This is a genomic window from Sporosarcina sp. FSL W7-1349 (assembly GCF_038003045.1).
Taxonomy (GTDB): domain Bacteria; phylum Bacillota; class Bacilli; order Bacillales_A; family Planococcaceae; genus Sporosarcina.
The window spans coordinates 381,961-406,336 of the sequence record NZ_JBBOOK010000002.1 but is presented as its reverse complement, the minus strand read 5'-3'; the positions used below and the strand labels follow the sequence as shown (position 1 = coordinate 406,336).

General features: G+C 44.8%; 24 protein-coding genes. 11 read left to right on the top strand and 13 right to left on the bottom strand.

The genetic code is table 11. From position 1 onward, the window contains the following. A complete protein-coding gene (locus tag MKY41_RS15895; RefSeq protein WP_340746022.1) occupies positions 1-306 on the top strand; it encodes a hypothetical protein in 306 nt (101 codons plus the stop codon). A gap of 349 nt (positions 307-655) precedes the next feature. Further along, complete coding sequence (locus tag MKY41_RS15890) at positions 656-1,216, top strand: integrase (RefSeq protein WP_340746021.1); 561 nt, start codon at positions 656-658, stop codon at positions 1,214-1,216. A 165-nt stretch (positions 1,217-1,381) separates the two neighbouring features. Here the strand turns inward: MKY41_RS15890 and MKY41_RS15885 are convergent, their stop codons facing one another. Both MKY41_RS15885 and MKY41_RS15880 read right to left on the bottom strand, forming a co-directional pair. After that, positions 1,382-2,446 carry a DUF4179 domain-containing protein gene (locus tag MKY41_RS15885; RefSeq protein WP_340746020.1) on the bottom strand — a complete coding sequence of 355 codons (1,065 nt, stop codon included), beginning with the start codon at positions 2,444-2,446 and terminating at the stop codon, positions 1,382-1,384. Next, positions 2,421-2,969, bottom strand: a complete 549-nt coding sequence (locus tag MKY41_RS15880; RefSeq protein WP_340746019.1) for a sigma-70 family RNA polymerase sigma factor — start codon at positions 2,967-2,969, stop codon at positions 2,421-2,423. Before MKY41_RS15880 ends, MKY41_RS15885 begins: the two co-directional genes overlap by 26 nt. Positions 2,970-3,141: 172 nt before the next feature. On the opposite strand from MKY41_RS15880, the gene MKY41_RS15875 reads away from it, so the two are divergent. Further along, entirely contained in the window at positions 3,142-5,793 is a 2,652-nt protein-coding gene (locus MKY41_RS15875; RefSeq protein WP_340746018.1) for a BTAD domain-containing putative transcriptional regulator, read from the top strand. A gap of 67 nt (positions 5,794-5,860) precedes the next feature. Continuing rightward, positions 5,861-6,661, top strand: coding sequence for an SDR family NAD(P)-dependent oxidoreductase (locus MKY41_RS15870; protein ID WP_340746017.1), 801 nt, complete (start codon positions 5,861-5,863; stop codon positions 6,659-6,661). A gap of 120 nt (positions 6,662-6,781) precedes the next feature. Here MKY41_RS15870 and MKY41_RS15865 read toward each other — a convergent pair whose 3' ends face one another. Next, on the bottom strand, positions 6,782-7,327 hold the full coding sequence (locus MKY41_RS15865) for a 2,4'-dihydroxyacetophenone dioxygenase family protein (protein WP_340746016.1): 546 nt from the start codon (positions 7,325-7,327) through the stop codon (positions 6,782-6,784). Between the two features lie 193 nt (positions 7,328-7,520). Between MKY41_RS15865 and MKY41_RS15860 the strand changes: the two genes are divergently transcribed. Both MKY41_RS15860 and MKY41_RS15855 read left to right on the top strand, forming a co-directional pair. After that, positions 7,521-7,853: a zinc ribbon domain-containing protein YjdM gene (locus MKY41_RS15860; protein WP_041071762.1), complete on the top strand. Its 333-nt coding sequence runs from the start codon at positions 7,521-7,523 to the stop codon at positions 7,851-7,853. 127 nt (positions 7,854-7,980) lie between these two features. After that, positions 7,981-8,250, top strand: coding sequence for an excalibur calcium-binding domain-containing protein (locus tag MKY41_RS15855; protein WP_340746015.1), 270 nt, complete (start codon positions 7,981-7,983; stop codon positions 8,248-8,250). 44 nt (positions 8,251-8,294) lie between these two features. Here the strand turns inward: MKY41_RS15855 and MKY41_RS15850 are convergent, their stop codons facing one another. The 7 genes from MKY41_RS15850 to nfsA all read right to left on the bottom strand — a co-directional run bounded on the left by MKY41_RS15850 (position 8,295) and on the right by nfsA (position 15,084). After that, positions 8,295-9,272, bottom strand: a complete 978-nt coding sequence (locus MKY41_RS15850) for an aliphatic sulfonate ABC transporter substrate-binding protein (protein ID WP_340746014.1) — start codon at positions 9,270-9,272, stop codon at positions 8,295-8,297. 122 nt (positions 9,273-9,394) lie between these two features. Beyond that, a complete protein-coding gene (locus MKY41_RS15845; RefSeq protein WP_445683345.1) occupies positions 9,395-10,390 on the bottom strand; it encodes an aliphatic sulfonate ABC transporter substrate-binding protein in 996 nt (331 codons plus the stop codon). 24 nt (positions 10,391-10,414) lie between these two features. Then, positions 10,415-11,167 carry an ABC transporter permease gene (locus MKY41_RS15840; RefSeq protein WP_340746013.1) on the bottom strand — a complete coding sequence of 251 codons (753 nt, stop codon included), beginning with the start codon at positions 11,165-11,167 and terminating at the stop codon, positions 10,415-10,417. Continuing rightward, complete coding sequence (locus MKY41_RS15835; protein ID WP_340746012.1) at positions 11,100-11,942, bottom strand: ABC transporter ATP-binding protein; 843 nt, start codon at positions 11,940-11,942, stop codon at positions 11,100-11,102. The genes MKY41_RS15840 and MKY41_RS15835 overlap by 68 nt, the downstream gene beginning before the upstream one ends. A gap of 74 nt (positions 11,943-12,016) precedes the next feature. Beyond that, complete coding sequence (gene cysK / locus MKY41_RS15830) at positions 12,017-12,946, bottom strand: cysteine synthase A (protein WP_340746011.1); 930 nt, start codon at positions 12,944-12,946, stop codon at positions 12,017-12,019. A 121-nt stretch (positions 12,947-13,067) separates the two neighbouring features. Beyond that, positions 13,068-14,255, bottom strand: a complete 1,188-nt coding sequence (locus tag MKY41_RS15825) for a class I SAM-dependent methyltransferase (protein ID WP_340746010.1) — start codon at positions 14,253-14,255, stop codon at positions 13,068-13,070. 97 nt (positions 14,256-14,352) lie between these two features. After that, positions 14,353-15,084 carry an oxygen-insensitive NADPH nitroreductase gene (gene nfsA, locus MKY41_RS15820; RefSeq protein WP_340746009.1) on the bottom strand — a complete coding sequence of 244 codons (732 nt, stop codon included), beginning with the start codon at positions 15,082-15,084 and terminating at the stop codon, positions 14,353-14,355. 212 nt (positions 15,085-15,296) lie between these two features. Between nfsA and MKY41_RS15815 the strand changes: the two genes are divergently transcribed. Further along, positions 15,297-16,940 carry an AMP-binding protein gene (locus MKY41_RS15815; protein ID WP_340746008.1) on the top strand — a complete coding sequence of 548 codons (1,644 nt, stop codon included), beginning with the start codon at positions 15,297-15,299 and terminating at the stop codon, positions 16,938-16,940. A gap of 55 nt (positions 16,941-16,995) precedes the next feature. On the opposite strand, the gene MKY41_RS15810 is transcribed toward MKY41_RS15815, so the two are convergent. The 3 genes from MKY41_RS15810 to MKY41_RS15800 are packed head-to-tail and all read right to left on the bottom strand — an operon-like array spanning position 16,996 to position 19,241. Beyond that, positions 16,996-17,460 carry a nucleoside deaminase gene (locus MKY41_RS15810; protein WP_340746007.1) on the bottom strand — a complete coding sequence of 155 codons (465 nt, stop codon included), beginning with the start codon at positions 17,458-17,460 and terminating at the stop codon, positions 16,996-16,998. A 27-nt stretch (positions 17,461-17,487) separates the two neighbouring features. After that, positions 17,488-17,997 carry a 3-isopropylmalate dehydratase small subunit gene (locus MKY41_RS15805; RefSeq protein WP_340746006.1) on the bottom strand — a complete coding sequence of 170 codons (510 nt, stop codon included), beginning with the start codon at positions 17,995-17,997 and terminating at the stop codon, positions 17,488-17,490. After that, positions 17,997-19,241: a 3-isopropylmalate dehydratase large subunit gene (locus tag MKY41_RS15800; RefSeq protein ID WP_340746005.1), complete on the bottom strand. Its 1,245-nt coding sequence runs from the start codon at positions 19,239-19,241 to the stop codon at positions 17,997-17,999. The genes MKY41_RS15805 and MKY41_RS15800 overlap by 1 nt, the downstream gene beginning before the upstream one ends. Positions 19,242-19,534: 293 nt before the next feature. Here MKY41_RS15800 and MKY41_RS15795 point away from each other — a divergent pair, with 293 nt between their 5' ends. The 4 genes from MKY41_RS15795 to MKY41_RS15780 are packed head-to-tail and all read left to right on the top strand — an operon-like array spanning position 19,535 to position 24,351. Further along, positions 19,535-20,869 (top strand): MmgE/PrpD family protein, encoded by a 1,335-nt coding sequence (locus tag MKY41_RS15795; protein ID WP_340746004.1) that lies wholly within the window; start codon positions 19,535-19,537, stop codon positions 20,867-20,869. Between the two features lie 16 nt (positions 20,870-20,885). Beyond that, the gene (locus tag MKY41_RS15790) at positions 20,886-22,268 is read left to right on the top strand and encodes an FAD-dependent oxidoreductase (protein ID WP_340746003.1); all 1,383 of its coding nucleotides are present in this window, start codon (positions 20,886-20,888) and stop codon (positions 22,266-22,268) included. Then, positions 22,268-22,972 (top strand): isochorismatase family protein, encoded by a 705-nt coding sequence (locus tag MKY41_RS15785; protein WP_340746002.1) that lies wholly within the window; start codon positions 22,268-22,270, stop codon positions 22,970-22,972. Before MKY41_RS15790 ends, MKY41_RS15785 begins: the two co-directional genes overlap by 1 nt. Continuing rightward, positions 22,969-24,351 carry a dihydroorotase gene (locus MKY41_RS15780; protein WP_340746001.1) on the top strand — a complete coding sequence of 461 codons (1,383 nt, stop codon included), beginning with the start codon at positions 22,969-22,971 and terminating at the stop codon, positions 24,349-24,351. The genes MKY41_RS15785 and MKY41_RS15780 overlap by 4 nt, the downstream gene beginning before the upstream one ends. Positions 24,352-24,376: the final 25 nt, after the last annotated feature.

The window sequence follows — 24,376 nt, the reverse complement described above, 5'->3', positions numbered from 1 at the left end:
ATGAAGAAATTCGGTCTTTTATGTTTTTTTCTCCTGCTCAGTGCTTGCAGCAAGCCCGAAGTATTCGAACATATCGAGGTATCCAGCTTCGAAACGATGACCGAGTCTACAGGCTCCGTGATCAAATTCATCCCGTCAGGTTATGTAAATTCTAATAGCATCACCTATACAAAAGATTGGCGGGATAAAACAAAGATGGAAGTATCGGCAATCGAGGATCATTATGATGTGGATGGCAACTATATAAAAACCGTTGTTTTCTCTTCTTCAGATGAATATAAAAAGTTTCACAATCAAGTTGGCTGAGAAAGAGAAGAGAGGGAACTAAACGAACCAGCGACTATTTTGCTGCCGTCTGAATTTAAACAAACGACTATTTTGGAATTGACAGAGGAAGAGAAAAAACAAGTGAAGCAGCATGTGGAGGATTTTGTGAAACCTCTGGAATAAGTAAAACAACTGTCCATGAATTTGACATAAAGGACAGTTTTTTTATCCTAATATAGTTTATCTCCCTTGAATTCAATCTATTTTTCTTGCATAATAATAAATAGAAAAGAACGTATTTATACCATTTACCCTGTTATATTCCCGTCTTTATGAATTGCAAACCTGCCATGTGTAAAATATAGATAAGAGAGTAAGGGAAATGTGAATGAAAAAAAGAATAATGATGAAGCGCATTAAGCAATGGATTCGTTCCACAGCGGATGCCGTCCATATGGATACTGTCATGAAACGTCAACAGACTGGAGTCAACATGACGTATGACTTCATACAGGACATGGTCGGCTATGACTTGGAGCGATTGCAAAAAGCGCGACGGGAAATGAAACAACCGGTTTCGCTGGAAACCTATGTCCGCACACTGACGATGCATGAACTCGGCCATGCGGTAGACCGTGAGGCATTGCTGGCCTCATTCGATAGAACGGTTGAAATTTTCAAGATGAAAAAAAACTATTCTGCCGCGGAACAGCGTCGAAATCCCGATACATTTGCCATGCTGATCGAAGAGCATGAGATGAACATCACCTTTGAAGAAACGGCTTGGGATAACGCCGAAAGGATGAACCGCCTATATGGCATAGCGGACTGGAACGATTTCTATAATGTGAAAGCGCATAGCCTTTCGACATACAAAGCTTACTATGAACGGGATTTGCATTCATATCAACGATTAGTGGAAGCAGCAAGCGTCCCGGTTGCTGGATAAAAAACTGTCCAACCTCGAATGGGTGGACAGTTTTTTGTTCTTAAAGTCTTTATTGTAAGCTAATGGTGGTTGGGCGCAAGGAACTTGAGCGCAGTGCAAGCAAACGATGGTTGAACGCAACTATCCCGCTTCCGTTTACAATCAATACACTATCCGCTCACCAATTTATGGAAATTCCACAGTGAAGCTCTCAAATTCGATCGGTTCACCGGAATACGGTTCGAACTCCAATTGCGTCTCGGTGCCGTCCTCTTCAATAGAGACTCCGCCGCCTCCAGACGCGTGTTCGACCACTGGCGTAATCGTCAACTTCTTCACGTCATCTTCGATTGGATCAAATAGCCGATTCCCGGTAAAGAATTCCCTTCCGTCTTTTACCGTGCCTTGGCTTCCGCCGGAGTGGGAACCAAGTTCATGACCCGTATCGTCGACGACTTTGAAATCAATGTTGCTCATTAGGAAGAAATCCTCATCCGCTTCCGCATCAAACCGGATGAGCAAGCCCGCTGGACTGCTTTTCAATTCAGTGATGGACAAACTGATATCTCCGGCTTGCTGTATCTCGTCAATAGCCAACACATTCACATTCGATTGGGCCTTGACCGGAATTTTAAACTTCCATCGGTGCCCTTCCTCGCTTTCGAACTTCAATCCTAAGGTGAATTCATCGGGCAAATCTGTCATGGCATCGATGCTAACCAAGCCAGTCCGATAAGTCGGTGTGATGTCCTTTTCCTCCAAACTGCCGCCATAACTGCTCGGGCTCCTGCCGTTTACAAATATATCAGGAAACCCTCTTGTAAAATAAAACTCGTCCATTGGTTCTTTCGTTTCCAATGAATAACTGACGGTCAACCGCGTTTCATCGTAAAAGACTTCATTGATCGTAAGTGTGTCGCCTTTCACCGTCTTGGAGGCATCGACAATCTGGGTCATGCCGAGATCACTCACCTGCACCAAGCCGGCGTCCCCCGACTCACTGAAAATGGATCCGATCAGTGGAATCTGCGATACGATGTTGGCCATGGCCGGTGAAACAGAGGCAGATCCGACCAGCAACCCAAACGCAACTGCGGCTGCGCCGGCTGAATACACCGTCTTTCTCCAAAATGATTTCTTCCGCTTCGGCGCATGTTCTGCAACCGTCGTTGCGATGATCGCATCCAATTTATCGACAGGCACCGGAATGTCGTCAATCTCCTTTTTAAATGCTGGAATGTTGTCTGTCATCCAAATACACCCCTTTCAATTTTGTCCGCAAGATCGTTAATCCCCGCCGGATATTCGTTTTCACGGTGCCTTCGGGGCAGCCGAGAAACGTCGCAATCTGACCGACCGTATAATCCTGGTAATATCGCAAGAGCAGCACGGTTTTATACTTCTCTTCGATTTCATCCATCGCCTGCAAAAGATCCATCTGGTCTTCCGATTCCGGTGAACTTGACTCTCCCAAGCTCTCCAACATCTCCGGGCTCAATGGAACCACTTTTTGCTTTGTTCTCAAGGATGCAATCGCTGTGTTAATTAAAATTCGGGTAATCCAAGTCGAGAAATACGCATCCTGCTTTAATGAAGCGATCGACTTCAACGCTTTATAAATGGTGTCTTGGAATATTTCCAGCGCTTCTTCCTCGTTTTTCATATACACATATGCCATCTTGTACAACTTCTCTTTTTCTTCATGAATGAGCGCCTGAAAAGCCTCTGTATCGCCTTTCTTTGCCCGCGCCACCAACTTCAACTTCGTGGTCAACCGACCCTCCTCCTTTCCCGCTTACTTATTAGAGCAATTAGGGGGGTGAAACGATTCAATATTTAATGGAAATTAACATCAAGACGTTTGTTTCGCTGCGTTGCACTTTTATCTATCTATTGCTAACATTAAAAATACGGTTAGAACAATTAGTTTTTAGGGGGAGAGAGTCATGTCTCAAGTAGCAACGAACGTATTGCACGGCGATCAGCTTATGCCACGGAATCGATTATTTTCATTGCTATCATCGCGCTCTTCGAAACACATTTTTCTCCTTACGGCGGGAGCCGGGTACGGAAAAACGTCTTTGCTGGTCTCTTTTTTTCGGGAATATCCCCAACAGGTCTGCTGGGTGAAGTTATCTGAACCGGTATACGATTTTGCTTCGTTTCAACAGCTTATACCGGTCGGTTCCATAGAGCAGGCTTCCTGGATTGTTGTAGATCAGTCGGAAAATCTGTTGTTCAATGCGAAAGAAACGGAAAAATTTATTGCTTGGATTGAACAGTTGCCTCCTGCAAATTCAATTGTTTTATCTGGTCGAAAACTTCCCGATGAACTCCCCGTGAGCCGTTGGAAAGTCCAACGGCTCGCTTCAACGATATATAAAAACGAGTTGGCGTATACAGTTGAAGAAGCGGAAGAAGTACTGGGACATGTTTATAAATTGCAACTTAGCAGCTATGAAATTGGAAAATTACATGCTGATTTAGAAGGATGGCCAGCCGGATTTACTTTATTTAATGAAAGTAGAGTGAATGATTCATCCTTTACAATCGAAGACTCGACATCTGATCTGTATCATTACATAACTGCTGAAGTTAGTGGTAACTTACCGGAGGAATTTCGATTATTTCTCATGCGGATATCGTTATTCCGTACCTTGCAAGCGTCTTTCTTGCAAAGCTATTTACCCGAAAGCCCAATTTATGACTATATAAAAGAAATGGAACGCACTCAGTTATTGTTATCAACAAAGCAAGGGGATGCCCTTCAGTTGCATCCTCTATTCCGGAAATATTTTTATAAACTTGCCGAGAAAAAGTGGGGCACTCTGAGGATGCAATCAGACCACTTGAAAATTGCCTATTTATATAAGGAACAATATCAGTTTTTCGAAGCGCTGTCACAAGCTTTCGTCGCCCGAGATGAGGAATTCATTACGGATATTTTTGTGGAAATAATAGATCGATATGAACCGATTGAATTCCTTCGCTTGCTGGATGGGTGGCTGGAACAGCTTTCTCCGTCTATTGAATTATCAAGTATGAGCTTATTTTTGTTTCGCTGTATTCCTGTTGAATTGGCAAGCCAATTGAGGAAACCGTTGCAATCAATTGCAGAACGATATGAGGAAGAAGATGCCTCTGTTTGTGCAGACTTTTTTCATCGTTTGGCGAATATTACATTTTATCAAGGCGAATTAAAGCAAGCGGTTACGTATTACGAGAAAAGTCTTCACTACTCGGAGTTGAATGGAATCGAATCTCTGACTGCACTCAATATGAGCATGCTCGCTCAAACGCACCGTTTCATGAACAATATGGAAACGGCGTTAGTTCTTTGTCGCCAAGCTTTAGTAATGTCCGAATTAAAAGGGTTTAAGCACTCACAGATGCATTCCCTTTGGACGATGGCCGAGCTGCTAATTGAAGCAGGTGACTTGCGGAAAGCCCGAAGATTTACGGAACAAGCGATAAATGTGTCACAGGAAATTGACGAAACATCAATCGTCTATCCATTATGTACAATGAGTAAATATTACCGTAAGAGTGGCCAAAATGATGAGGCACTCCATTGGGCCAATCAAGCGATTGCTCAAGCTGATCGTATTGGGGTGAAAGTGGATAAAGGCTGGGCTCTCGGAGAATTGGCTTTATGTTTTCATGCTAATGAACAATTCAATGAAGCAAAACAAAGTATAGAAGAGGCTGCTGATTTCTTTAAGGAGCTCCGCCATCATCTTTGCATAATCCAACAAAAACAGATTTGGATGTTAAGGGACCAAGGGTACATCGGGGAGGCGGACCGCCTGCAAGAAATGATGTATCAAACCGCATCGGAATTGGAATATACATGGTTACTCGAAGGATCACCTAACATAAATAAACCAAAGCTGCATATGAATCTGCTAGGTCCTTTGTCGATTCGATTGGGCGATGACAAAATTCAGGTTAGACGGCGGGCAAGCTTGCATCTTTTGCTATTATTAGCGACCAATCCAGGAAGAAGGTGGTCGAAAAATGAATTGATAGGTGCTTTGTTTCCTGAAGAAGAGGAAGATGCAGCGTCAAACCAATTATATGTTGCGCTGTCTGTCTTACGAAAGCATTTGGAGCCGGACCTTAAGAGTGGGAGAATGTCGAAATATATCACATACGACGGTTCGCATTATATTTTCCATTTTGAAGAGGTAGAAATGGATACGGAATGTTTAAAAAGAGTAATGGAGCAACCATATAGTTCTGACTTACTGCGAATGGCGGTTACATTGTATCAGGGTGATTTATTAAGCGAATATCCCCATGAGGAATGGCTCTTTGAAAGCCGATTGTCTTTCCGGGAAAGGTATATACGTGCCCTTCAGAAATGGACTGATCAATGTAGGCAGGATGGTAAATACGATGATGCGATTGAGATATTAGAGTTAATTTTAAAGCTAGAGCCATTGGAAGAAGAAGTGCATTTGGATTATGCTTTGCTTCTTCATAAGACCGGGAAAAGTGGAAAGGCGCAGAAGGCAGTAGAATGGGCGGTCGGTTTATTCAATAAGGAATTGGGTATAAATATCCGTCCGGAATTCAATAAAATCTACTCTAGGTAAGGTCACAGTAAGATTCTTCACCGACAATGAAAGCGGTTCAATTACAACATTGGAAGGGGAGAATTGTATGAAAAAGTTTACAGGTCAGACCGCACTAGTGACAGGAGCAGCCAGTGGTATCGGAAAATCGATTGCCAAAAAACTGGGGGACGAAGGTGCATTTGTTTGGATTACGGATATTAATGAAAAAACGGGACAGGCTGCGGCTCAAGAAATTGTGCAAGAGGGTGGGAAAGCGGAGTTTCTTCCGCTGGATGTGCGCTCGGTAGAAAATGTGACGAACGTAATTGACCACATCGTAGCACAGAATGGATCCTTGGAAATTCTCGTTAACAATGCGGGAATACCCGGAAATCCAGCGCCAATCGAGCAAATGAGTGATAGCGAATGGAACACGATGCTAGACATTCACGTAAATGGATCGTTTTATTGTTTACGTGCAGCCGCATCTCAAATGAAAAAACAGAAGTACGGAAGGATTATTAATATGTCCTCCTTGGCTTCCGAAACGGCGCTTCAATATTTTGCTCACTATGCAACTGCTAAATATGCGTTGCTCGGTTTAACAGAAAGTAGCGCAAAAGAATTGGGACCATTTGGGATTACGGTAAACGCATTAAAACCAGGTATTATCCGATCCGCGTTGACGGGTGGCCTTCTAGAAGTGGCCGAAGAAAGATTTGCAACATCGACACCGACCGGGACAGTGGGCTCACCGGACGACGTAGCGACAGCCGCGGCATTTCTGGCGTCACCCGATAGCGGTTTCCTAACGGGTATTTCGATTATCGTGGATGGTGGCTTTAGGCTTGTCAATGAAATGGACAAGGTCATGATCGATATGGCAGCCGCGACGGCGAACGAATAAAAATAGCAAAAACACTCCTCGTATAACTCTAAAGAGCGATACGAGGAGTGTTTTTGAATCAATTAAAAGGCCGTTCAGAAAGCAGGAAAGCACTTTCTGAACAGCCTGGTACAATGATATTCAATCTTGCAATTCGGTCGTCCCAAAGGTGTAATCAACAACAGTCGTGTGTTGGAGTGCATTGTTTTCTTTCGCCATATAATAGTGGAGTCGGGCATCAGCCATAACGGCAAGATTTCCGTCATCATCGTAACCGCCAATCGGACCATGGGAAACCGCAAGCATCGTGCATCCTTCAGGAGAAGTGAACGGTTCGTGGACATGTCCAGCGGGTTCGCAAGTGTAATATCCAGGATGTCCGCGGTCATCGCCTTCTTGATCATAGAAGAAGGTCCCTTCTATGATATAGGCTTCCGAGTTTTGGAGATGCCAATGGACTGACGCTTTTGTATTCGGGTCAACTTTTAATAACAAAGTGAAGTTGCCAGAGACAAGATCACAATATAAAAGCTTAAAATGAGTTCCAGGCATCAACCAATCGGTCCATTCAATCCAATCGGGATTAATAAAATCACGGCGGTTCTCATTCGTTTTTGGCGTGAGGCCAGGATTTTTCATCCAAAAGATGGGTGAAAATTGTTTTGCACTGTTTGTTAATTCAGACATGTACTATTCCCTCCTTTTAATTGGTTAACAATTGTTAACAATTTCATTGTAGAATGCCTGTCTTACTGTAAGCTTACTGGCCTTCTACAGCCCGGAAAAAATGGGGCCGACTTGTCAATAACGGTAGACTATGCCAGTATAGAAGCGGAGAGCTTGCTTGCCATCGGAAGTAATTAAGAGGAGGAAATGGAACATGGAACTACCAAATTGCCCAAAATGTAATTCAGAATATACGTACGAGGACGGGAATATGTTAGTCTGCCCGGAATGTGCACATGAATGGAACCCACAAGAGGAAACGGTCGAAGAGGAGAAAGTCTGGCGTGATGCGAATGGGAATATCCTCAGCGACGGGGATACCGTGACGGTCATTAAGGATTTGAAAGTGAAAGGCAGCTCAAATCCCGTTAAAATGGGGACGAAAGTGAAAAATATAAAACTCGTGGATGGCGATCATGACATCGATTGTAAAATCGACGGGTTTGGCGCCATGCAATTGAAATCGGAATTTGTGAAAAAAATATAAATTCCTTTCAAGAAGGGTTCTCCCGTTTTACAAACAACCCCTTCAAATATATTTCATCCAAAATCATCCAAATTATCTCTTGAAACTTAAGATGAATCAGATTAAGATTCAATTGGAGGGTGATGATATGAAAAAAGTAGCAGCATTACTATTGACACTTGCCATTGCGCTTAGTTTTTCTTTCAGCGTAACTGAAGTGGAAGCTGCAGGACCGAAAATAGTAAAGTTCGCGAACTGCAAAGAATTGAATAAAGTGTATCCAGGTGGCGTGGCAAAATCCGCTTCCGTGAAAAATAAAGGCGGCAAAACAAAATACAAGCCATTTGTATCTGAAGCACTATACAATGCCAATGCAAAGAGCGATCGGGATAAAGACTTTATCGCTTGTGAAAGATAAAAAGCACGTGACGGAAGGCAAAAGTCTTCCGCCATGTGCTTTTATCATTTTCCTAACGACAAATCGATCAAACCTTTAATTTCATTGCTATCAATATAGCCAGCTTCTTTGCTAATATCCGCCATTTCCTGAATGACCTGTTCGTTGATATCTGTCGTGACTTCCAGACGTTGGAACGCGGCGGCTGTTTCTTCTTTATTGATTTCTTTACCTGTGAGACTTTTAATATGTTTGATGAACAAGTCTTGCGCTTCTTCTGGGTTTTGCTGGATGAATTCAATTGCTTTTTTATGAGCTTGCAAGTAGGCTGCCGCCAGTTCTTTATTTTTCAGAAATTCCTCGCTGGCTGCTACTACCGTGTTCGTAGAGTCTTTGCCCCAAGCGAATTCGTCCCAATCAAGAATTAGTTTTCCGTTTACTTGTGATTCCAAAATATTGCCCCATGGTTCAGGAGAAGCGGCGGCATCCACAGATTTTTGGACAAACAATGTAGTGGTTTCAGCGGGAGAGGTTGCAAACAATTCAACAGTACCGCCATTTGTTGTAGTTCCTAAATTTGCATCTTTGAGCGCTTTTCGAATCATGATGTCTTGGGTGCCCCCAATTCCGGGAATAGCAACTTTTTTTCCGTCCAGATCACTAAACGATGTAATACCGCTATCTTCTCTTGCTACAAGGACGGCACCTCCATTAACCGCGCCGGAGAGTATATGGTATGCAGGGGTTTTGACGTAAAAGTTAAGGACGGGGCTAGGACCGACTGTTCCAATATCAATGGATTTCGTAGCCATTGCTTCCATGAATAGCCCTCCAAAGCTGACCGTTTTCGTTTCAATCGTTATTTCATCGCCGAAAGCTTCTTGAAAATAGCCCTTCTCCAGTCCTATTATGGTGGGGATATGTGTCAAGTTTGGAAAGTATCCGATTTTCACAGCGGAATTTCCGCTTGCTTTGGATTCATTGGAGCATGCACCAATTACGCCGATTAGTAGAATAAATAGAACCAGTTTTATTTTTCTCATTTCAAATTTCTCCCGTCATCTTCACTGTTCGAATTTTTCAGAAATGTGATTATAAGAAAAAAACCACGTGCCTGTAATCCCGTTCTTACCGTGGGCTACGTGGGGGAGTATGATTCGTTATATTATGGAAGTAATGAAAGATCGATCAATCCATCGATATCATCGCTATCAATATAACCAGCTTCTTTGCTAATATCGGCCATTTCCTGAATGACTTGTTCGTTGACATCAGTCGTGACCTCCAGTCGCTGGAACGCGGCGGCTGTTTCTTCTTTATTAATTTCCTTGCCTGTCAGGTCTTTAATATGTTTGATGACTAAGTCTTGTGCTTCTTCCGGGTTCTGCTGGATGAATTCGACTGCTTTTTGATGAGCTTTCAAGTAGGCTGACGCCAGTTCTTTATTTTTTAGAAATTCATCACTAGCCGCGACAACCGTATTTGTGGAGTCTTTACCCCAAGCAAATTCGTCCCAGTCCAGAATCAGTTTGCCATTCGCTTGAGATTCGAGAATATTGCCCCAAGGCTCCTGAGTGGCTGCGGCGTCGACGGAGTTTTGAACAAATAGAGTAGCTGTATCTGCTGGAGCCGCAGCGAATAATTCTACTGTTCCACCATTATTCGTTGTTTCCAAGTTTACTTCTTTCAATGCTTTTCGAAGCATGACATCTTGCGTACTGCCGATGACAGGAATTGCTACTTTTTTACCGTCCAGATCAGCCAGTTCGGATACGCCACCGCCTTCACTGGCAACGAGCACCGCGCCTCCGTTGACTGCTCCGGAAATCAGGCGGAATGTCGGATTTTTTACGTAAAAGTTAAGCAGTGGGCCCGGTCCAACTGTACCGACATCAATGGATTTTGTCGTCATTGCTTCCATGAAGAGACCGCCATTGCTGACCGTTTTCGTTTCAATTTTCACATCGTCGCCAAATTCTTCTTGGAAATAGCCTTGTTCCAGTCCTACAATTGTAGCGATATGCGTCAAGTTCGGGAAATACCCGATTTTCACAGTGCTGGAATTAGACGAAGAGGAGGAGTCCTCCCCGCCTCCCGAGCAGGCGCTTAAGACGCCTAGCACCAAAACAGAAATAAGTGCGAATATCCATGTCTTTTTCATTATCATTTTCCTCTTTTCTGTGGGTCAAGCAAGACCCCATTTTTTCTGAACCGAACGTTCTAAGCGTAGGAATACAACGTTATCCATAATTGTTCCGATGATTGCAATGATGATCATGACAGAAATGACTAGATCCATTTGTCCAAGCGATCTACCGGTTTCAAGCAGCTGGCCAAGACCACCGCCGGAACCGAGAAGTTCCCCCGCCATTAACGCCCGCCATGAAAATGCCCAGGCAATACGTAATCCGGACAATAATTGGGGAACGGACGCCGGTAAAATAACAGTGCGAATGAAATGCAGACCGGTCGAACCGAATGTCTTGGCGACCCGCTGGTAAAGCGTCGGAACATTCCGGAATCCGCTCGTAGCGCTAACGGTCATTGTCCACGTGGCGCCAATCGTGACGATAAATAAAATGGAGAAGTCATTCAAACCAAACCAGATAATCGCCAGAGGGAACCAGACGATGCTCGGAATGGATTGCAAGGCGGTGACTAGGAAGCCGAGTGTATCTTCCACCAATTTAAACCGCCAGATCAGATAGCCCATGATCAAACCTAACACAATGGCAATGGCAAAACCGATGAGCAACCGACTCATACTTTTTCCGATGGCCGCCAATATCTGCCCGTTGACGAGACCGTTGACCAATGTTTCAAGGACCTGTGTCAAACGGGGGAACATGAAATCCGGCAGTCCCGAAAATCTAGATGTGACTTCCCATATCGCCGCTATCATTGCGATGAAGATGATTCGTCTTAAAGCTGTAGTCATCGCCCATCTCCTCCTTCAACACTTTCTCGATTTCTTCTTCTAAAATAGACAGCACCCTTTGTTCGGTATGAAGCGTCACACTATCTGCCAACACGCCATCCGTCGAAGTGGGAACAGTGATAATTTCTTTGATCTTCCCGGGGCGCGTGGCAAATACGACGACTTTTTCGGAAAGGAGAACTGCTTCACGGATGTTATGAGTGACGAAAAAGATTGTCACTTTCGTCTTTTTCCAGATTTCAATAAGTTCTTTATGCAGCACCATTCTCGTTTGTTCATCCAACGCGGAGAAGGGTTCATCCATTAGGAGGATATCGGGTTCCATGACCAACGCACGAGCGATGGAGACCCGCTGTTTCATTCCCCCTGAGAGCTGATGCGGATAAGAATGGATATATTTGCTGAGATGGACCATTTTTAAAATATCAATCGCCTTGGCTTCCGCCTCTTGTTTCGGCATCTTTTTTAGCAATAAACCATAGGTGACATTGTCCAAAACAGTCAACCAGGGGAACAGGCCGGCCTCCTGGAAAACAACGACACGATCCGGCCCGGGTTTCTCCACTTGCTTTCCGGAGATGCGAATACTGCCTCCATCCGGTTTTTCCAAACCTGCAATCATATAAAGGAGTGTCGACTTCCCGCATCCTGACGGGCCGACGATCGAGACGAAGCTCCCTTTTTCAATATCCATGTTGATATGGTCGAGCACTTTGACTCGTTCTTTATTTTCATTCGTAAAACTTTTTTCGATACTATCAATCGTCAAATACATTTCCTCACCTCAAACTTTTCTAATCTATTTAGTCGGGATTAAACTGAAGGAAGTACTGTGTTTGTACTTTCCTATCAAGAAGTGAATAAATCACTGGATAAATAACGTTCACCAGTATCGGGCGCTATGCAGACAATCGTCTCTTCCGGCGTCAGTCGTTTTGCCACTTGTAAAGCTGCATAAACAGAAGCCCCGCCGCTTGGTCCAAGCAAAATTCCTTCGCGAGCGGCCAAGTTTCGTACAGTTTCATAGGCATCCTCATCTTCGATTTTCAAGATTTCATCATAGACTGATGTATTCAAAATCGGAGGGATGAATCCTGGGCTAGTGCCGACCAATTTATGTTTTCCGGGTTTCCCGCCAGAAAGGACAGGGGATCCCGCGGGTTCCACAACATGAACTGTAATGTTCTTATCATATTCCTTCAATGTTTCACCTGTACCGGTAATAGTCCCGCCCGTTCCTGCTGTACCGACGAATGCGGAAAGTTTCCGGCCTATGGATTCCATGGCAGAGATGATTTCCGGCGCGGTTGTTGTCCGATGAATGTCCGAATTGGCTTCATTTTCAAACTGCATTGGAATATGGCTATTGGGCGTTTTCGCCGCAATCTCCTCCGCTTTTTGAATGGCTCCGGGCATTTTTTGGTCGCTTGGTGTCAGCACGACTTCCGCCCCGTACGCTTTCAATATATTGATGCGTTCCATTGTAGAGGAATCCGGCATGACAATGATCGTTTTGTATCCGCGGGCTGCGGCGCTCATCGCTAGACCGATCCCCGTATTCCCGGATGTCGGCTCGATGATCGTAGCCCCCGGTTCCAATAAACCCGCCTTCTCCGCTTCGACAATCATATTATAGGCAGCCCGGTCTTTGACGCTCCGACTGGGATTGAAATATTCAAGTTTCACATACACTTGCGCACCGCTTGGATCTGGCAGCCGATTCAACTTCACAAGCGGCGTGTCCCCGATTAGGTCCGCTATGTTGTTCACAACGCGCAAAACGACTCATCCTTTCCTGATCAATTACGTCTTAGTGTAATCGCGATGGATTGATTATAACAGATACAATTCCGATAATATATACTAAATTATATGGGATTAAGAATAAACTAGCAAGCTTTCATTTTTTCTGCTCGTTAAGGGATAGGTGGCGGCTTTGTAAAAGCTCCTTTTCCAAAAAAGGTTTGGCCCCGAGCATGTCCCGAAAGGCTTCGTATGTCTGGACAGCTTCCAGTGATGCCTGTTTGCCTGTTTGGTATGCGCGGATCAAGATATTCTTTGGCGTATGCTCCATATCAATGAATTCCAGCAACTGGGTTTCATATCCGACGAGAGTGAGCAGTTCCGCACGGATTGAATCAGTGGCAAGGGCAGAGAAGCGCTCCTTGATCAGTCCATGTTTCAACATGACTTGAAGCTCGGGCGATTGGATTTGGCTGAACAGCTCATGTTGGCAGCACGGCACACTCAAGATGACGCTGGCTCCCCAGCGGACCGCCCGGGCGAGCGCCATATCGGTCGCGACATCGCAAGCGTGAAGGGTGACGACCATGTCGACGGCATTTTCTTTATCATATTCATTAATATCCCCGACAAGGAATTCCAATTTGTCGTATTCCAAGTCTTTTGCGATTTGCTGGCATTCTTCAATGACTTCTTTTTTTAAGTCAAGACCGGTCACATAAATATCCAATCCTTTTTCAATCCGCAAGTAATGGTAGAGGGCAAACGTTAAATAGGACTTCCCGGAGCCGAAGTCCAAAATGCGGATTGTCCGGTCTTTCGGCAAGTGGGCGAGTGAATCGTCGATAAACTCGATGAATCGATTGATCTGCCTGAATTTGTCGTACTTCTGCTTTTTCACTTTCCCGTCGGGGGATTGGACGCCTAGTCGGATGAGGAAAGGGTACGGTGTTGTTTCATCGAGCAAATATTGCTTTTTTCGATTATGGGATAGATCGACGACTTTTTTGGAGTGCATTTGATCGGATTTCCACATGACTTTGAATTTTTTCGAAAGTTGGACATGGATTTTTTCGTCGAGGAACTCGGCATGTACTTGTTTGAACCGTTCCAACAGGTCTTTTAGCTTCCCGCGGACATCACCTGAATGGATGTTTTCGTGTTGCAGGACACGCTCATATTGATATTCAAACTGTATATGCAATTCGCCTTTCAATTCGATCGGCTTCACCTTGACTCGCTTCACTTCATCCGATTTTGTGCGAGATTGACTGATTGTCCCGCTGATGAAAGAACCATCGGTCATCCGCCGTGCCAGTTCGTTCACTAATTCTTCAAATTGCATGACCATCGCTCCTTCCTATTGTCCCTTACAGCATATCAAAAAGACCCCAATTTTGGGATGAAAAAAGCCAGCGCTTGGGCTGGCCACAAATAATGACTTAATTGAACTTAAATCCTCGTTTCGCGAGAAATTCCTTCATATAGGTCCGTCGCGGGCTGGATAAGAAATCCGCCATCTGATTGGACCATTTGACGTCTTTCTGATTGGAGCCGCGGTTTTGATAATACGCATTCATCGTCTCATCGTAGGCGGTTAGGAGTTCGTCGTATTTTTCGGCGTCATACGTATCTTCGTGAATGATTGCTTCGACTGGCAAGCGTGGTTTCACTTCATTCGCTTCGTCCGGAACGCCAATCGTCACGGCGAACATGGGGGCGACGCCATCCGGCAATCCGAGCAGGTCGCTTATTTCCTGTGGTGCATTGCGGACTCCGCCGATATAGCAGATGCCGTATCCCTTGGACTCCGCAGCAACGACGACATTCTGCGCAAATAAGGCGACGTCAGTGGCACCGACCAGCATGTTCTCCGCATAGGAATAATCAATTTCCTTGCCGGCTAATGCTGCTGCTTTTTCTAGGCGACAATAATCGGCACAAAAAACGAGTGCTGCTCCGGCTGTCGAAAACTGTTTTGGATTTTTGGTGAGCTCTGCCAATTTCCTGCGTTTTTCTTCATCTGTCACATGGATGACGGAATAGGCTTGAACAAAGTGGGAGCTTGCTGCATGCTGTCCGGCACGGATCAATTCGCGAACCTCTTCTTTTGACAACTGGACATCCTTGTATTTGCGGACGGACGCGTGGGATGTCAATAATTCGATAACCATAAAATCCTCCTTTGTATTGCCAACATAGCTTCAGCGTACCAGATTTTTGAGAGGAGGCTCTATTGGAAAGCATCTCGACAGGGATAAGAGAGATTTTTGTAAAAAAACTGGGCTTTTTCTCCAAAAAAATAAAAATCTACTGTACGTTGTTCTGAATTTTATGATAAAATAGGCCGTAGAGTATGAATTTTCAGGGGAAGGGGATTTGCAAAATGGCATTACTGAGCAAAACGGTTGGGGAGATTGTAAGAGAGCAGGCATCACGTTTTCCTGAGAACGAAGCCTATGTCTATCCGGAACACGGCATCCGAAAGACATATAAGGAGTTCGACGAAGAGACGGATCAATTAGCAAAAGCATTTATGGGAATGGGCATTCAAAAAGGGGAGCATGTCGCCATTTGGTCGGATAATAAAAGACAATGGCTCTTAAGTCAATATGCGACAGGGAAAATGGGGGCAGTCCTTGTCACAGTAAATACGAATTATCAAGCTGCTGAACTGGAATATTTGCTAAAACAATCCGATTCGACAACGCTTATTTTAGATGAAGGATTTAAAGGTACTAGTTATATAGATATCATTCAAAAGGTTTGCCCGGAGTTGGTGGATGCGCAAGGCGGGGATATTTCATGTGAAAAACTTCCGCATTTCAAGCGGGTCATCCTAATGACGGAAAAAGAAGAAAAAGGGATGTACAAGTGGTCCGAATTCCTAGCACATGGGGAGAGTGTGACGGATGAACAGTTGGAAGAGCAATTCAAGTCCCTTGATCCCGATGACGTCATTAACATCCAGTATACGTCCGGAACGACCGGTTTTCCGAAAGGTGTCATGCTGACACATAATAACGTGGTGAATAACGGAAAATTGATTGGGGACTTTCAGAAATTGACAGAAAAGGATCGGGTCTGCATCCCAGTACCGTTCTTCCACTGCTTCGGATGCGTTTTGGGAACGCTTTCAGCCGTTACTCATGCGTCAACCATGGTTTTGGTGGAGCAGTTTGAAGCGTTGCGTGTGCTTCACGCGGTGCAGGACGAGAAATGTACGGCTCTTCTCGGGGTTCCGACGATGTTCATCGCAGAACTTAATCATCCGGAATTCAAAAACTTCGACACGTCGTCATTGCGGACCGGCATCATGGCGGGTTCCACTTGTCCGATCGAAGTGATGAAGAGAGTCATAGACGAGATGGGAGCTCATGAAATTACAATCTGTTATGGCCAGACCGAATCATCCCCGGTCTTCACTCAAACGAGGACAGATGATCCCATCGAAAAGCGAGTGTCCACTGTCGGCCGACCGCATCCTCTTGTAGAAGTGAAAATCATCGATCCGGAAACAGGAGAAGAAGTGCCCGTCGGACAACCAGGCGAACTGTGCACACGCGGCTATCATGTCATGAAAGGGTATTACAATAATGAAGAAGCGACTCGCCAAGCGATTGATTCGGAAGGATGGCTTCATACGGGAGATATCGCAATCATGGACGAGGACGGTTATATCGATATTACCGGACGACTTAAAGATATGATTATCCGAGGGGGAGAAAACATATATCCTCGCGAAGTGGAAGAGTTTCTCTATAAGCATCCAGGCATTTTGGATGTCCAAATCGTCGGTGTACCAGATCCGAAGTATGGGGAAGAGATGATGGCTTGGATCATTCCGAAAGAAGGCGCAGATATTAACGAGGAATCCGTCCGCGAGTTTTGTAAAGGGAATATTTCCTACCACAAAATTCCGAGATATATTGAATTCACCAACGAATTCCCGATGACCGCTTCCGGGAAAATTCAAAAGTTCAAACTTCGTGAAATGTCCGAGGAGAAAGTGACACAGCATCAGTCATAACTTACAAAAGAAAGTGCCTCCACTGCATGCAAGCAATGGAGGCGCTTCTTTTTTATTATTTATGAGCTTCAGCCCATTTCTTAAATGGGGAAGCTGCATTATTGGTCGGCTGGTGGACGAATGGAACTGAACGTCGTTCCGGCTCTTTCTCCAAGTCCGCAAAAAAATGCTGCATCGGATTTCGGAGGTCGACAATTTGAACAGCCTTATTGCGGCTGCACGCATAATAGATTTCTTTAATATGGGCCCAATACGCTGCCGCTGTACACATTACACAAGGTTCCCCGCTCGCATACAAAATGGCTCCCGACAAATCAACGGAGCCGATCAAACCAGCTGCATCCCGAATCGCTAGAAGTTCAGCATGGGCGGTCGGATCATGCTGAATCAATGATACATTCATTCCGCTTCCAATCCGTTTTCCGTTTTTTACAACAATGGCAGCGAACGGACCACCTCCGTCCTCTACGCTTTGAACGGCCAACTGTACGGCTTCTTCAAGCCACTTTTCATGCGACAATTCTACTCTCCTCTCCCCATGCAAAAATTATAATTTGCCTGCATCTAGCTTATAGGATTGGTTCTTTTTCAAGTAATTAACAAGACCACCCTCGTTCAGAATCTGTACCATGACATCGGGCATTTTCGTGCCCTCATACTGCTCACCATTTGCTTGATTGAGTACAGTGCCGGAAGTGACATTGATTTCAAGCGCATCTCCCTTTTGGATGTTATAATTTTTCAGCTCAATTACAGGGAGACCGATGTTAATCGCATTCCTAAAAAATATTCTTGCAAACGAGTGTGCGATGACTGCCGAAACGCCTGCCGTTTTAATTGCGAGCGGAGCTTGCTCCCTTGAAGATCCGCAGCCGAAGTTATCTCCCGCTACAATAATATCACCGTTTTGCACGACTTTATGGAATTCTGGATCAAGATCTTCCAAAACATGGTTTGCCAGTTGCTGTAAATCCAATGTTTTCGTATATTTGCCTGGAATGATACGGTCGGTGTCAATGTTGTCGCCGTATACATGTGCTCTTCCTATTAGTTTCATTACAATGTTCCTCCTTTTATAGCTTGAGGATTTGTAATTTTTCCTCTGAGCGCAGCGGCCGCTACAAACGCAGGAGAACCAAGGTATACATTGGAGTTTCGATTGCCCATCCGTCCTTGGAAATTCCGGTTTGTCGAAGATGCCACGTTTTCCCCGTTTCCGGGAATGCCTTGATGCGTGCCGACACAAGGTCCGCATCCCGACGGCAAAAAGGTAGCGCCGGCAGCAGATAAAACCTCTACCGTTCCGTCAGCGAGCGCATCTTGAAAGACTTGCCGGGAAGCCGGCGCGATGATGAGGCGGACCTTCGGATGCACTTTTTTGCCTTTTAAAATATTCGCGGCTTCATGCAAGTCTTCCAGTCTGCCATTCGTGCAGCTTCCAATAAATGCTTGCTGAATCTCCACTTCCTCGACTTCTGAAATATCCATCACATTATCAGGTGAGTGGGGAACAGCCACCTGAGGTCCGATTTTCGAAACATCAATATCAATGACACGGCTATAGACCGCGTCAGGGTCTGCCTCAATCTGTTCGTATTCATAAGGCAACTGCAAACCTCTCGTGTCCACTAAGCCTGCTTTCGCTCCCATTTCAATTACCATATTCGCCAATGTCATTCGGCTGTCCAAGGTCATTTCCTCGACGACATTGCCCGTAAATTCAATCGCCTCATAAGTAGCTCCTTGAATACCAAGCTGGCCTGCCAAGTACAAAATTAAATCTTTTGCCGTCACACCGAGCTGCAATGTTCCGTTTAGCGACACTTTAATAGTAGTCGGAACTTTCACCCATGTACTGCCTGTTAGCATGACACCCGCAAGGTCCGTAGAACCGACGCCTGTTGCAAAAGTCCCGATTGCTCCATATGTACATGTATGTGAATCGGCTCCCAAAACAAGCTGCCCAGGTTTGGCGTGCCCGTCTTCAATCATTAGCTGATGGCAAATTCCTTCCCCTACATCGTATAGCTTAATATTCTGTTCAGCTGCAAACTCACGCATCAGATCATGCAGGGAGGCAATTTGCTGGTTTGGCGCAGGTGATGCGTGGTCAATAATCAAAGCCATTTTGGAGGAATCCCAAATTTTTGTTCCTCCCATATTTTGAAACGCCTTAATCGTCAAAGGAGCAGTGGTATCAGTAGCCATGACAAAGTCAACATCTACAATAGTCAATTCACCGCTATGAACTTTTGTGTCGGAATGATTGGAGATGATTTTTTCTATGATGGTTTGACCCATGAGAATTCACCTTTCTATTTTTAAATTAGCAGAACGATACAGATAATGAGGGGAATTTCGTTCCGTATTATGGAACGCGTTCCGTGAAGGTTGTATCTTAATAGTATGAAAACTAGTATTGAAAGTCAATGACAAACAGCTGACTAGTGAAAAATTTCTGATAAATACTGAGTATTATAGTAAATAATAAATAAAATATTTAGAATAATTTATTGACTAATTGAAAAATACAGTGTTAGAATAGAACTAAATTCAAAACGCGTTCCGTATTGCGGAACACGGAGGTTGTGATAATGGGGTATACAGAAAGTTTATCAAGATTTGCAAAGAACTACCGTTTTTCAGATAGTGATAAGAGTGTAATTAATCAAGCGAAACTGCTCATGTTAGATTCATTTGCCGCAATTATGGAAGGCAATATGAAACCGGGGGAAGCTTTTCGTATGAGACTGCGGTTATCACAATCCGTGCCTAACAAAAACCGATTTGGCCTGATTCTGGGAACAGAGGATGAATCAGACTACCCGACAGCAGCACTTATTAACGGAATCGCTATGGTGTCGGATGAAATGGATGAGGGAAATCCGTTGGCCAAAGGACACCCGGCCTGCCACTTTCTCCCGGCGTTTATTTCACTCGGACTGAAGCATAATGTGTCAGGGGAAGATTTTTTATCGGCGTTTATCGTAAATTATGAAATTAGCGCCAGAGCAGGAGCGAGTGTCCAGGCAAAGCAAGAAATTCATCCGCATGGCAACTGGGGAGTATTCGGAAATGGTTTTGGTGTAGGGCGGCTGCTCGGTTGGGAGAACGAGGAGTATTACGTTCAAGCATCTCTGCTTAGCAGCAGCTACAGTTTACCGACGCTCTGGGATTCTGTGATGGAGGGACATAAAGTTAGAAACAGTATTATCGGTTTCAATAATTTGCACACTGTCTTCATCCCAGATCTCATCAACTCAGGATTCAGCGCATCGCCTGTAACATTCGAAACGATATTCGGAAAACTACTAGGAAATCAGGCGGATACTGAATTGCTCGCAAGCGGACTCGGAACCGATTATTACTTGCTGAAAAGTTATTTTAAGTTCTATTCCTATTGCCGCTTCTGTCATTCTCCGATTGATGCCGTTTTATCGATTGCGGGAGATGTGGAATTAGATGAAGTTAGCGAAATAACGATCGATACATATTCGTTGGCAGCGAAGCTGAATGGTACATCCGTTGCGAATGATTTCGCCGGAAAGTTTTCCATCCCGTTTGCGGTAGCTACAGAGTTGTTGAGGTCAAAGCAGGTTAATACAGATTCAAAAGATGGTAAGAGCCAAATGCAGCGCCTGATGGGAAAAGTTAAAGTGACAGAAAATCAGCAGTTTACCGCAATGCTTCCTTCTAAGCGGGTTACTTCCGCAGCGATTTTACTGAAGGATGGGAGACGGCTTGAAACGGTGGCCGAGAGAGCAAAAGGCGATGTAGACGAGCCGCAGCTGCATGAAAAAGTAGTTGAAAAATCTAAAAGGGCATTGTCTCCTATTTATGGAGAAGAAAAGACAGCGCAATTCTTAGACAATATTTTGAGAATAGAAGAACAAGAGAACCTAGCGTTTCTTTATGAAATGAAACCTTAAAAAGGAGACATGCAATATGTGGGATGCAGAGGTGGATGTAATTGTAGCCGGAGGAGGTGGGTGCGGGCTTGTTGCAGCGCTGGCAGCAGCTGAAAAAGGTTTGGAAGTTGCCATCTTTGAAAAGACCGAATTCCTTTTAGGCAATACGGCTGCAAGTGCCGGAATGATCCCGGCGGCGGGCACCCGATTCCAAAGAGAACTTGGGATTGTAGAGACGCCTGAAGAGATGGCCGAGGACATTTTAAAAAAGAATCACTATGAGAGCGATCCGGACCTGACACTTGCTGTATGCAAAGCGTCGGCTCCTTTAGTTGAATGGATCCATGACAGCCTGTCTATTGAAATGAGCTTAGTCGAGGAATTTAAATATCCGGGCCAGCGCAACTATCGCATGCATGCGCCGCCGTCCAGATCCGGCCTAGAATTGATGAAAAAGTTGAGAAAGAACGTAGCAGACCGCGATAATATTTTCCTGATGATGAAATCTCAAGTGACAGAATTGATCTTGGGAGATAATCAGAAAGTAATTGGCGTTGTTACAGAGTCTGATGGAAATACCCAGCGGATTAAAGCGAAAAAAGTCATTCTTGCGACGAACGGATTTGGCGGAGACAAACAGATGGTTCAGCGATATATTCCTGAAATCTCAGAGGCAATCTATTTCGGCTATGAAGCAAATACAGGCGACGGCATTAAAATGGGACTACAGGCCGGAGCGGCTGCAGAAAATATGACCGCATATCAAGGCCACTCAGCTGTCAACGAAGGGTCAGGCCTATTAGTAACATGGGGCACCATTATGATGGGCGGCTTTATGGTAAATGTAAGCGGTAACAGATTTGAAAATGAGACTATGGGTTATTCCGAATTTGCGGTAGAAGTTCTAAAGCAGCCGGAGAAGTGTGGATTCCTTATATTTGATCAAGCAATCTATGACAGTTTGCTATCAATAGAAGACTTTAAAAATTTAAGCGAAACGACTGCTTTTAAAAAGGCTGACACGATGGAGGAACTTGGAGAGCGTCTCCGAATCGACCCGGCGTCCTTGGCTGAGACGTTTGGTTGTTTCCAGCGTAATGAAAACGGGCAACAAGACGAATTTAAAAGAAACAGTTTTGAGAAAAAGCTCGAGACGCCGTATTACGGAGTAAAAGTAGTTCCTGCTTTATTCCATACGCAAGGCGGTTTGAAAATAAATGAAAATGCACAGGTGTTGGATGAACAAGGCAGGATTATCGAGAACTTGTATGCCGGAGGCGGGGCGGCTGTCGGCGTGTCAGGTAGGCATGCTTATGGCTATATGTCCGGCAACGGTCTATTAGCAGCATTAGGATTTGGAAAAATTGCGGGAGAACATGCTGCGAAAACAATTACAGACGAACAAGGGGTTGCTAAGTAATGAAACATGTTTGGGAAGATGTACTAACACCAGTCGACAAGCTAGTTATTGAGAAAGGAGGATACGGCAAAAGCCGCGGCCTGGGGAACAAACCGTTGCTAGTTATTATTGATACCCAGCATAACTACGTTGGAGCAGATAAGCCAATTGAAGATCAATTAGAAGAGTGGCCAAGCGGGGGCGGATCTTTGGCTTGGGAAGCGATCCGCAAAATTGTCAGCTTGCGAAAACTGGCAAAAGAAAATAGAATTCCTGTGCTGTATACGAGAAATGTTCAAAAGAAAACGAGTAATTTTGATTCGTTTGCGGCTAAAGCGTCGCGGGATAATACGAAATACATTGATGGAAACCCAGCAGCTGACATCATTTCCGAGTTGACGCCTGACGAAGATGATTTAGTCGTGGACAAAAGCTATGCAAGCGCTTTTTTCGGCACTCCGCTCATTAGCTATTTGATCAAAATGGGAATCGACACATTAATCATCGTTGGCGGTTCAACTAGTGGTTGTGTACGGGCGACTGCAGTCGACGCGGTAACCCGCAATTTCAATGTCGCTGTCATCGAAGATGCCGTTTATGACCGGATTCAGCTGTCCCATAAAGCCGGACTGCTCGATCTGTGGATGAAATATTGCGATGTAATCAAAACGGAAGAAGTGGAAAAGTATTTGGAGGAAATTTGCAAGGAGGCGAATCAGGCGTGAACGTTCAACTACTCATCAAAAATGGCAGCGTTGTTATCCCACGGGAAGGCGTAGTCGAAATGAATATCGGTATAAATGACGGTAAAATTGTCGGCCTGTTCGATAGTGAGCAGCAGGTCCAAGCAGATCAAATACTTGATGCCGCGGGTCTTCATGTATTTCCAGGCGTAATTGATGCGCACCAGCATTTAGGAATTTATAACTCCGTGGAAGAGGACTTTCTCGATACGAAGCAGCATGCCGTCGGCGGCGTTACAACGGTTGTGAACTATGACCGCCAGCCTGTCAGTTATTTAGATTTCTTTCCAAAGGTTCAAGAAATTGGAGAACGTTATAGCTACATTGATTTTACTTATAGCTTGGGAATTTTAAAGGAACAGCACTTGGATGAGCTAGAGGAATTGGTTACGAGACATGGACTGACTTCGTTTAAGTTCTTCCGGAATTACGAGCGCCAGCTGAATGACAAGTTTAACATCACGGATGGCATTGACTTGTCCGGATACGACTTAATGCGCATTCTGGAGAAATTCAAGTCCATTTCCCCAAAATTGCTGCTCTCCGTCCATTGTGAAAATATGGACATTAACCGGAAGCTGACAGCTCATTATAAACAATCCGGCGAAAATGACGGCTTGCGCACATGGGCAAAAACAAGCCCGGGATATGCTGAGGCAGAGTCTTTGCTGAGCACCTTATACTTGAACCATATCGTGGAAGGAAATATTTTCATTGTTCACTTAGGTTCTGCAGAAAGTGTTGAAGTGCTGGAGAAAACTCCTTGGCTGTTGGAAAAAGGAGTGAAGGTCGAGACCTGTCCGCATTATCTGTGTCTACATGAAGATCATGAAATCGGTCTCAAAGCAAAAGTCGGCCCGCCGATTCATACAACGAAAGATGCCGACCGTTTGTGGGAAGCCATCCGGAACGGCACAATCAATGCAATCGGCACGGACCATGTACCAAATTCTACAGTGCAGAAATTAGGCAAGGATAAAGACGTCTGGAGCACGCAGTTCGGATTTCCAAGCGTGGCCGCACTGTTTCCAGTTATGCTGACCGAGGGATATAAAAATCGACAGCTTCCGCTCGAACGAATTGCCGACATTACCTCCTTGCAGCTGGCCGAGTCGTATCAGCTGGATACAAAAGGACGCATCCAAGTCGGAGCCGATGCAGACTTCGCCATTGTTGATCTGAACAACAGCAAGAAGGCAACAATGGATCGGCTCTATTCACAGAGCGACTATAGCGTCTTTGAAGGAATGGAATTGATCGGTTGGCCGCAATACACAGTCAGCCGCGGAGAAATCATCGTAGAAAATGGAGTGCCGACGAAGGAAAACGGCCGTGGAAAATTTATTAGGAGATCCATTTAAACAACAAATAGTTCTGCAATGCAAT

Bases quoted from the DNA above. Each gene is read 5' to 3' on its own strand.
- nfsA (WP_340746009.1), bottom strand. From the start codon at position 15,084: ATGGTTATCGAATTATTGACATCCCACGCGTCCGTCCGCAAATACAAG.
- MKY41_RS15805 (WP_340746006.1), bottom strand. From the start codon at position 17,997: ATGAAACTAATAGGAAGAGCACATGTATACGGCGACAACATTGACACC.
- MKY41_RS15850 (WP_340746014.1), bottom strand. From the start codon at position 9,272: ATGAGAAAAATAAAACTGGTTCTATTTATTCTACTAATCGGCGTAATT.
- MKY41_RS15840 (WP_340746013.1), bottom strand. From the start codon at position 11,167: ATGACTACAGCTTTAAGACGAATCATCTTCATCGCAATGATAGCGGCG.
- MKY41_RS15855 (WP_340746015.1), top strand. From the start codon at position 7,981: ATGAAAAAAGTAGCAGCATTACTATTGACACTTGCCATTGCGCTTAGT.
- MKY41_RS15860 (WP_041071762.1), top strand. From the start codon at position 7,521: ATGGAACTACCAAATTGCCCAAAATGTAATTCAGAATATACGTACGAG.
- MKY41_RS15785 (WP_340746002.1), top strand. From the start codon at position 22,268: ATGAAACATGTTTGGGAAGATGTACTAACACCAGTCGACAAGCTAGTT.
- MKY41_RS15825 (WP_340746010.1), bottom strand. From the start codon at position 14,255: ATGCAATTTGAAGAATTAGTGAACGAACTGGCACGGCGGATGACCGAT.
- MKY41_RS15795 (WP_340746004.1), top strand. From the start codon at position 19,535: ATGGGGTATACAGAAAGTTTATCAAGATTTGCAAAGAACTACCGTTTT.
- MKY41_RS15790 (WP_340746003.1), top strand. From the start codon at position 20,886: ATGTGGGATGCAGAGGTGGATGTAATTGTAGCCGGAGGAGGTGGGTGC.
- MKY41_RS15845 (WP_445683345.1), bottom strand. From the start codon at position 10,390: ATGAAAAAGACATGGATATTCGCACTTATTTCTGTTTTGGTGCTAGGC.
- MKY41_RS15885 (WP_340746020.1), bottom strand. From the start codon at position 2,446: ATGACAGACAACATTCCAGCATTTAAAAAGGAGATTGACGACATTCCG.
- MKY41_RS15875 (WP_340746018.1), top strand. From the start codon at position 3,142: ATGTCTCAAGTAGCAACGAACGTATTGCACGGCGATCAGCTTATGCCA.
- MKY41_RS15865 (WP_340746016.1), bottom strand. From the start codon at position 7,327: ATGTCTGAATTAACAAACAGTGCAAAACAATTTTCACCCATCTTTTGG.
- MKY41_RS15870 (WP_340746017.1), top strand. From the start codon at position 5,861: ATGAAAAAGTTTACAGGTCAGACCGCACTAGTGACAGGAGCAGCCAGT.
- MKY41_RS15835 (WP_340746012.1), bottom strand. From the start codon at position 11,942: ATGTATTTGACGATTGATAGTATCGAAAAAAGTTTTACGAATGAAAAT.
- MKY41_RS15800 (WP_340746005.1), bottom strand. From the start codon at position 19,241: ATGGGTCAAACCATCATAGAAAAAATCATCTCCAATCATTCCGACACA.
- MKY41_RS15815 (WP_340746008.1), top strand. From the start codon at position 15,297: ATGGCATTACTGAGCAAAACGGTTGGGGAGATTGTAAGAGAGCAGGCA.
- MKY41_RS15895 (WP_340746022.1), top strand. From the start codon at position 1: ATGAAGAAATTCGGTCTTTTATGTTTTTTTCTCCTGCTCAGTGCTTGC.
- MKY41_RS15890 (WP_340746021.1), top strand. From the start codon at position 656: ATGAAAAAAAGAATAATGATGAAGCGCATTAAGCAATGGATTCGTTCC.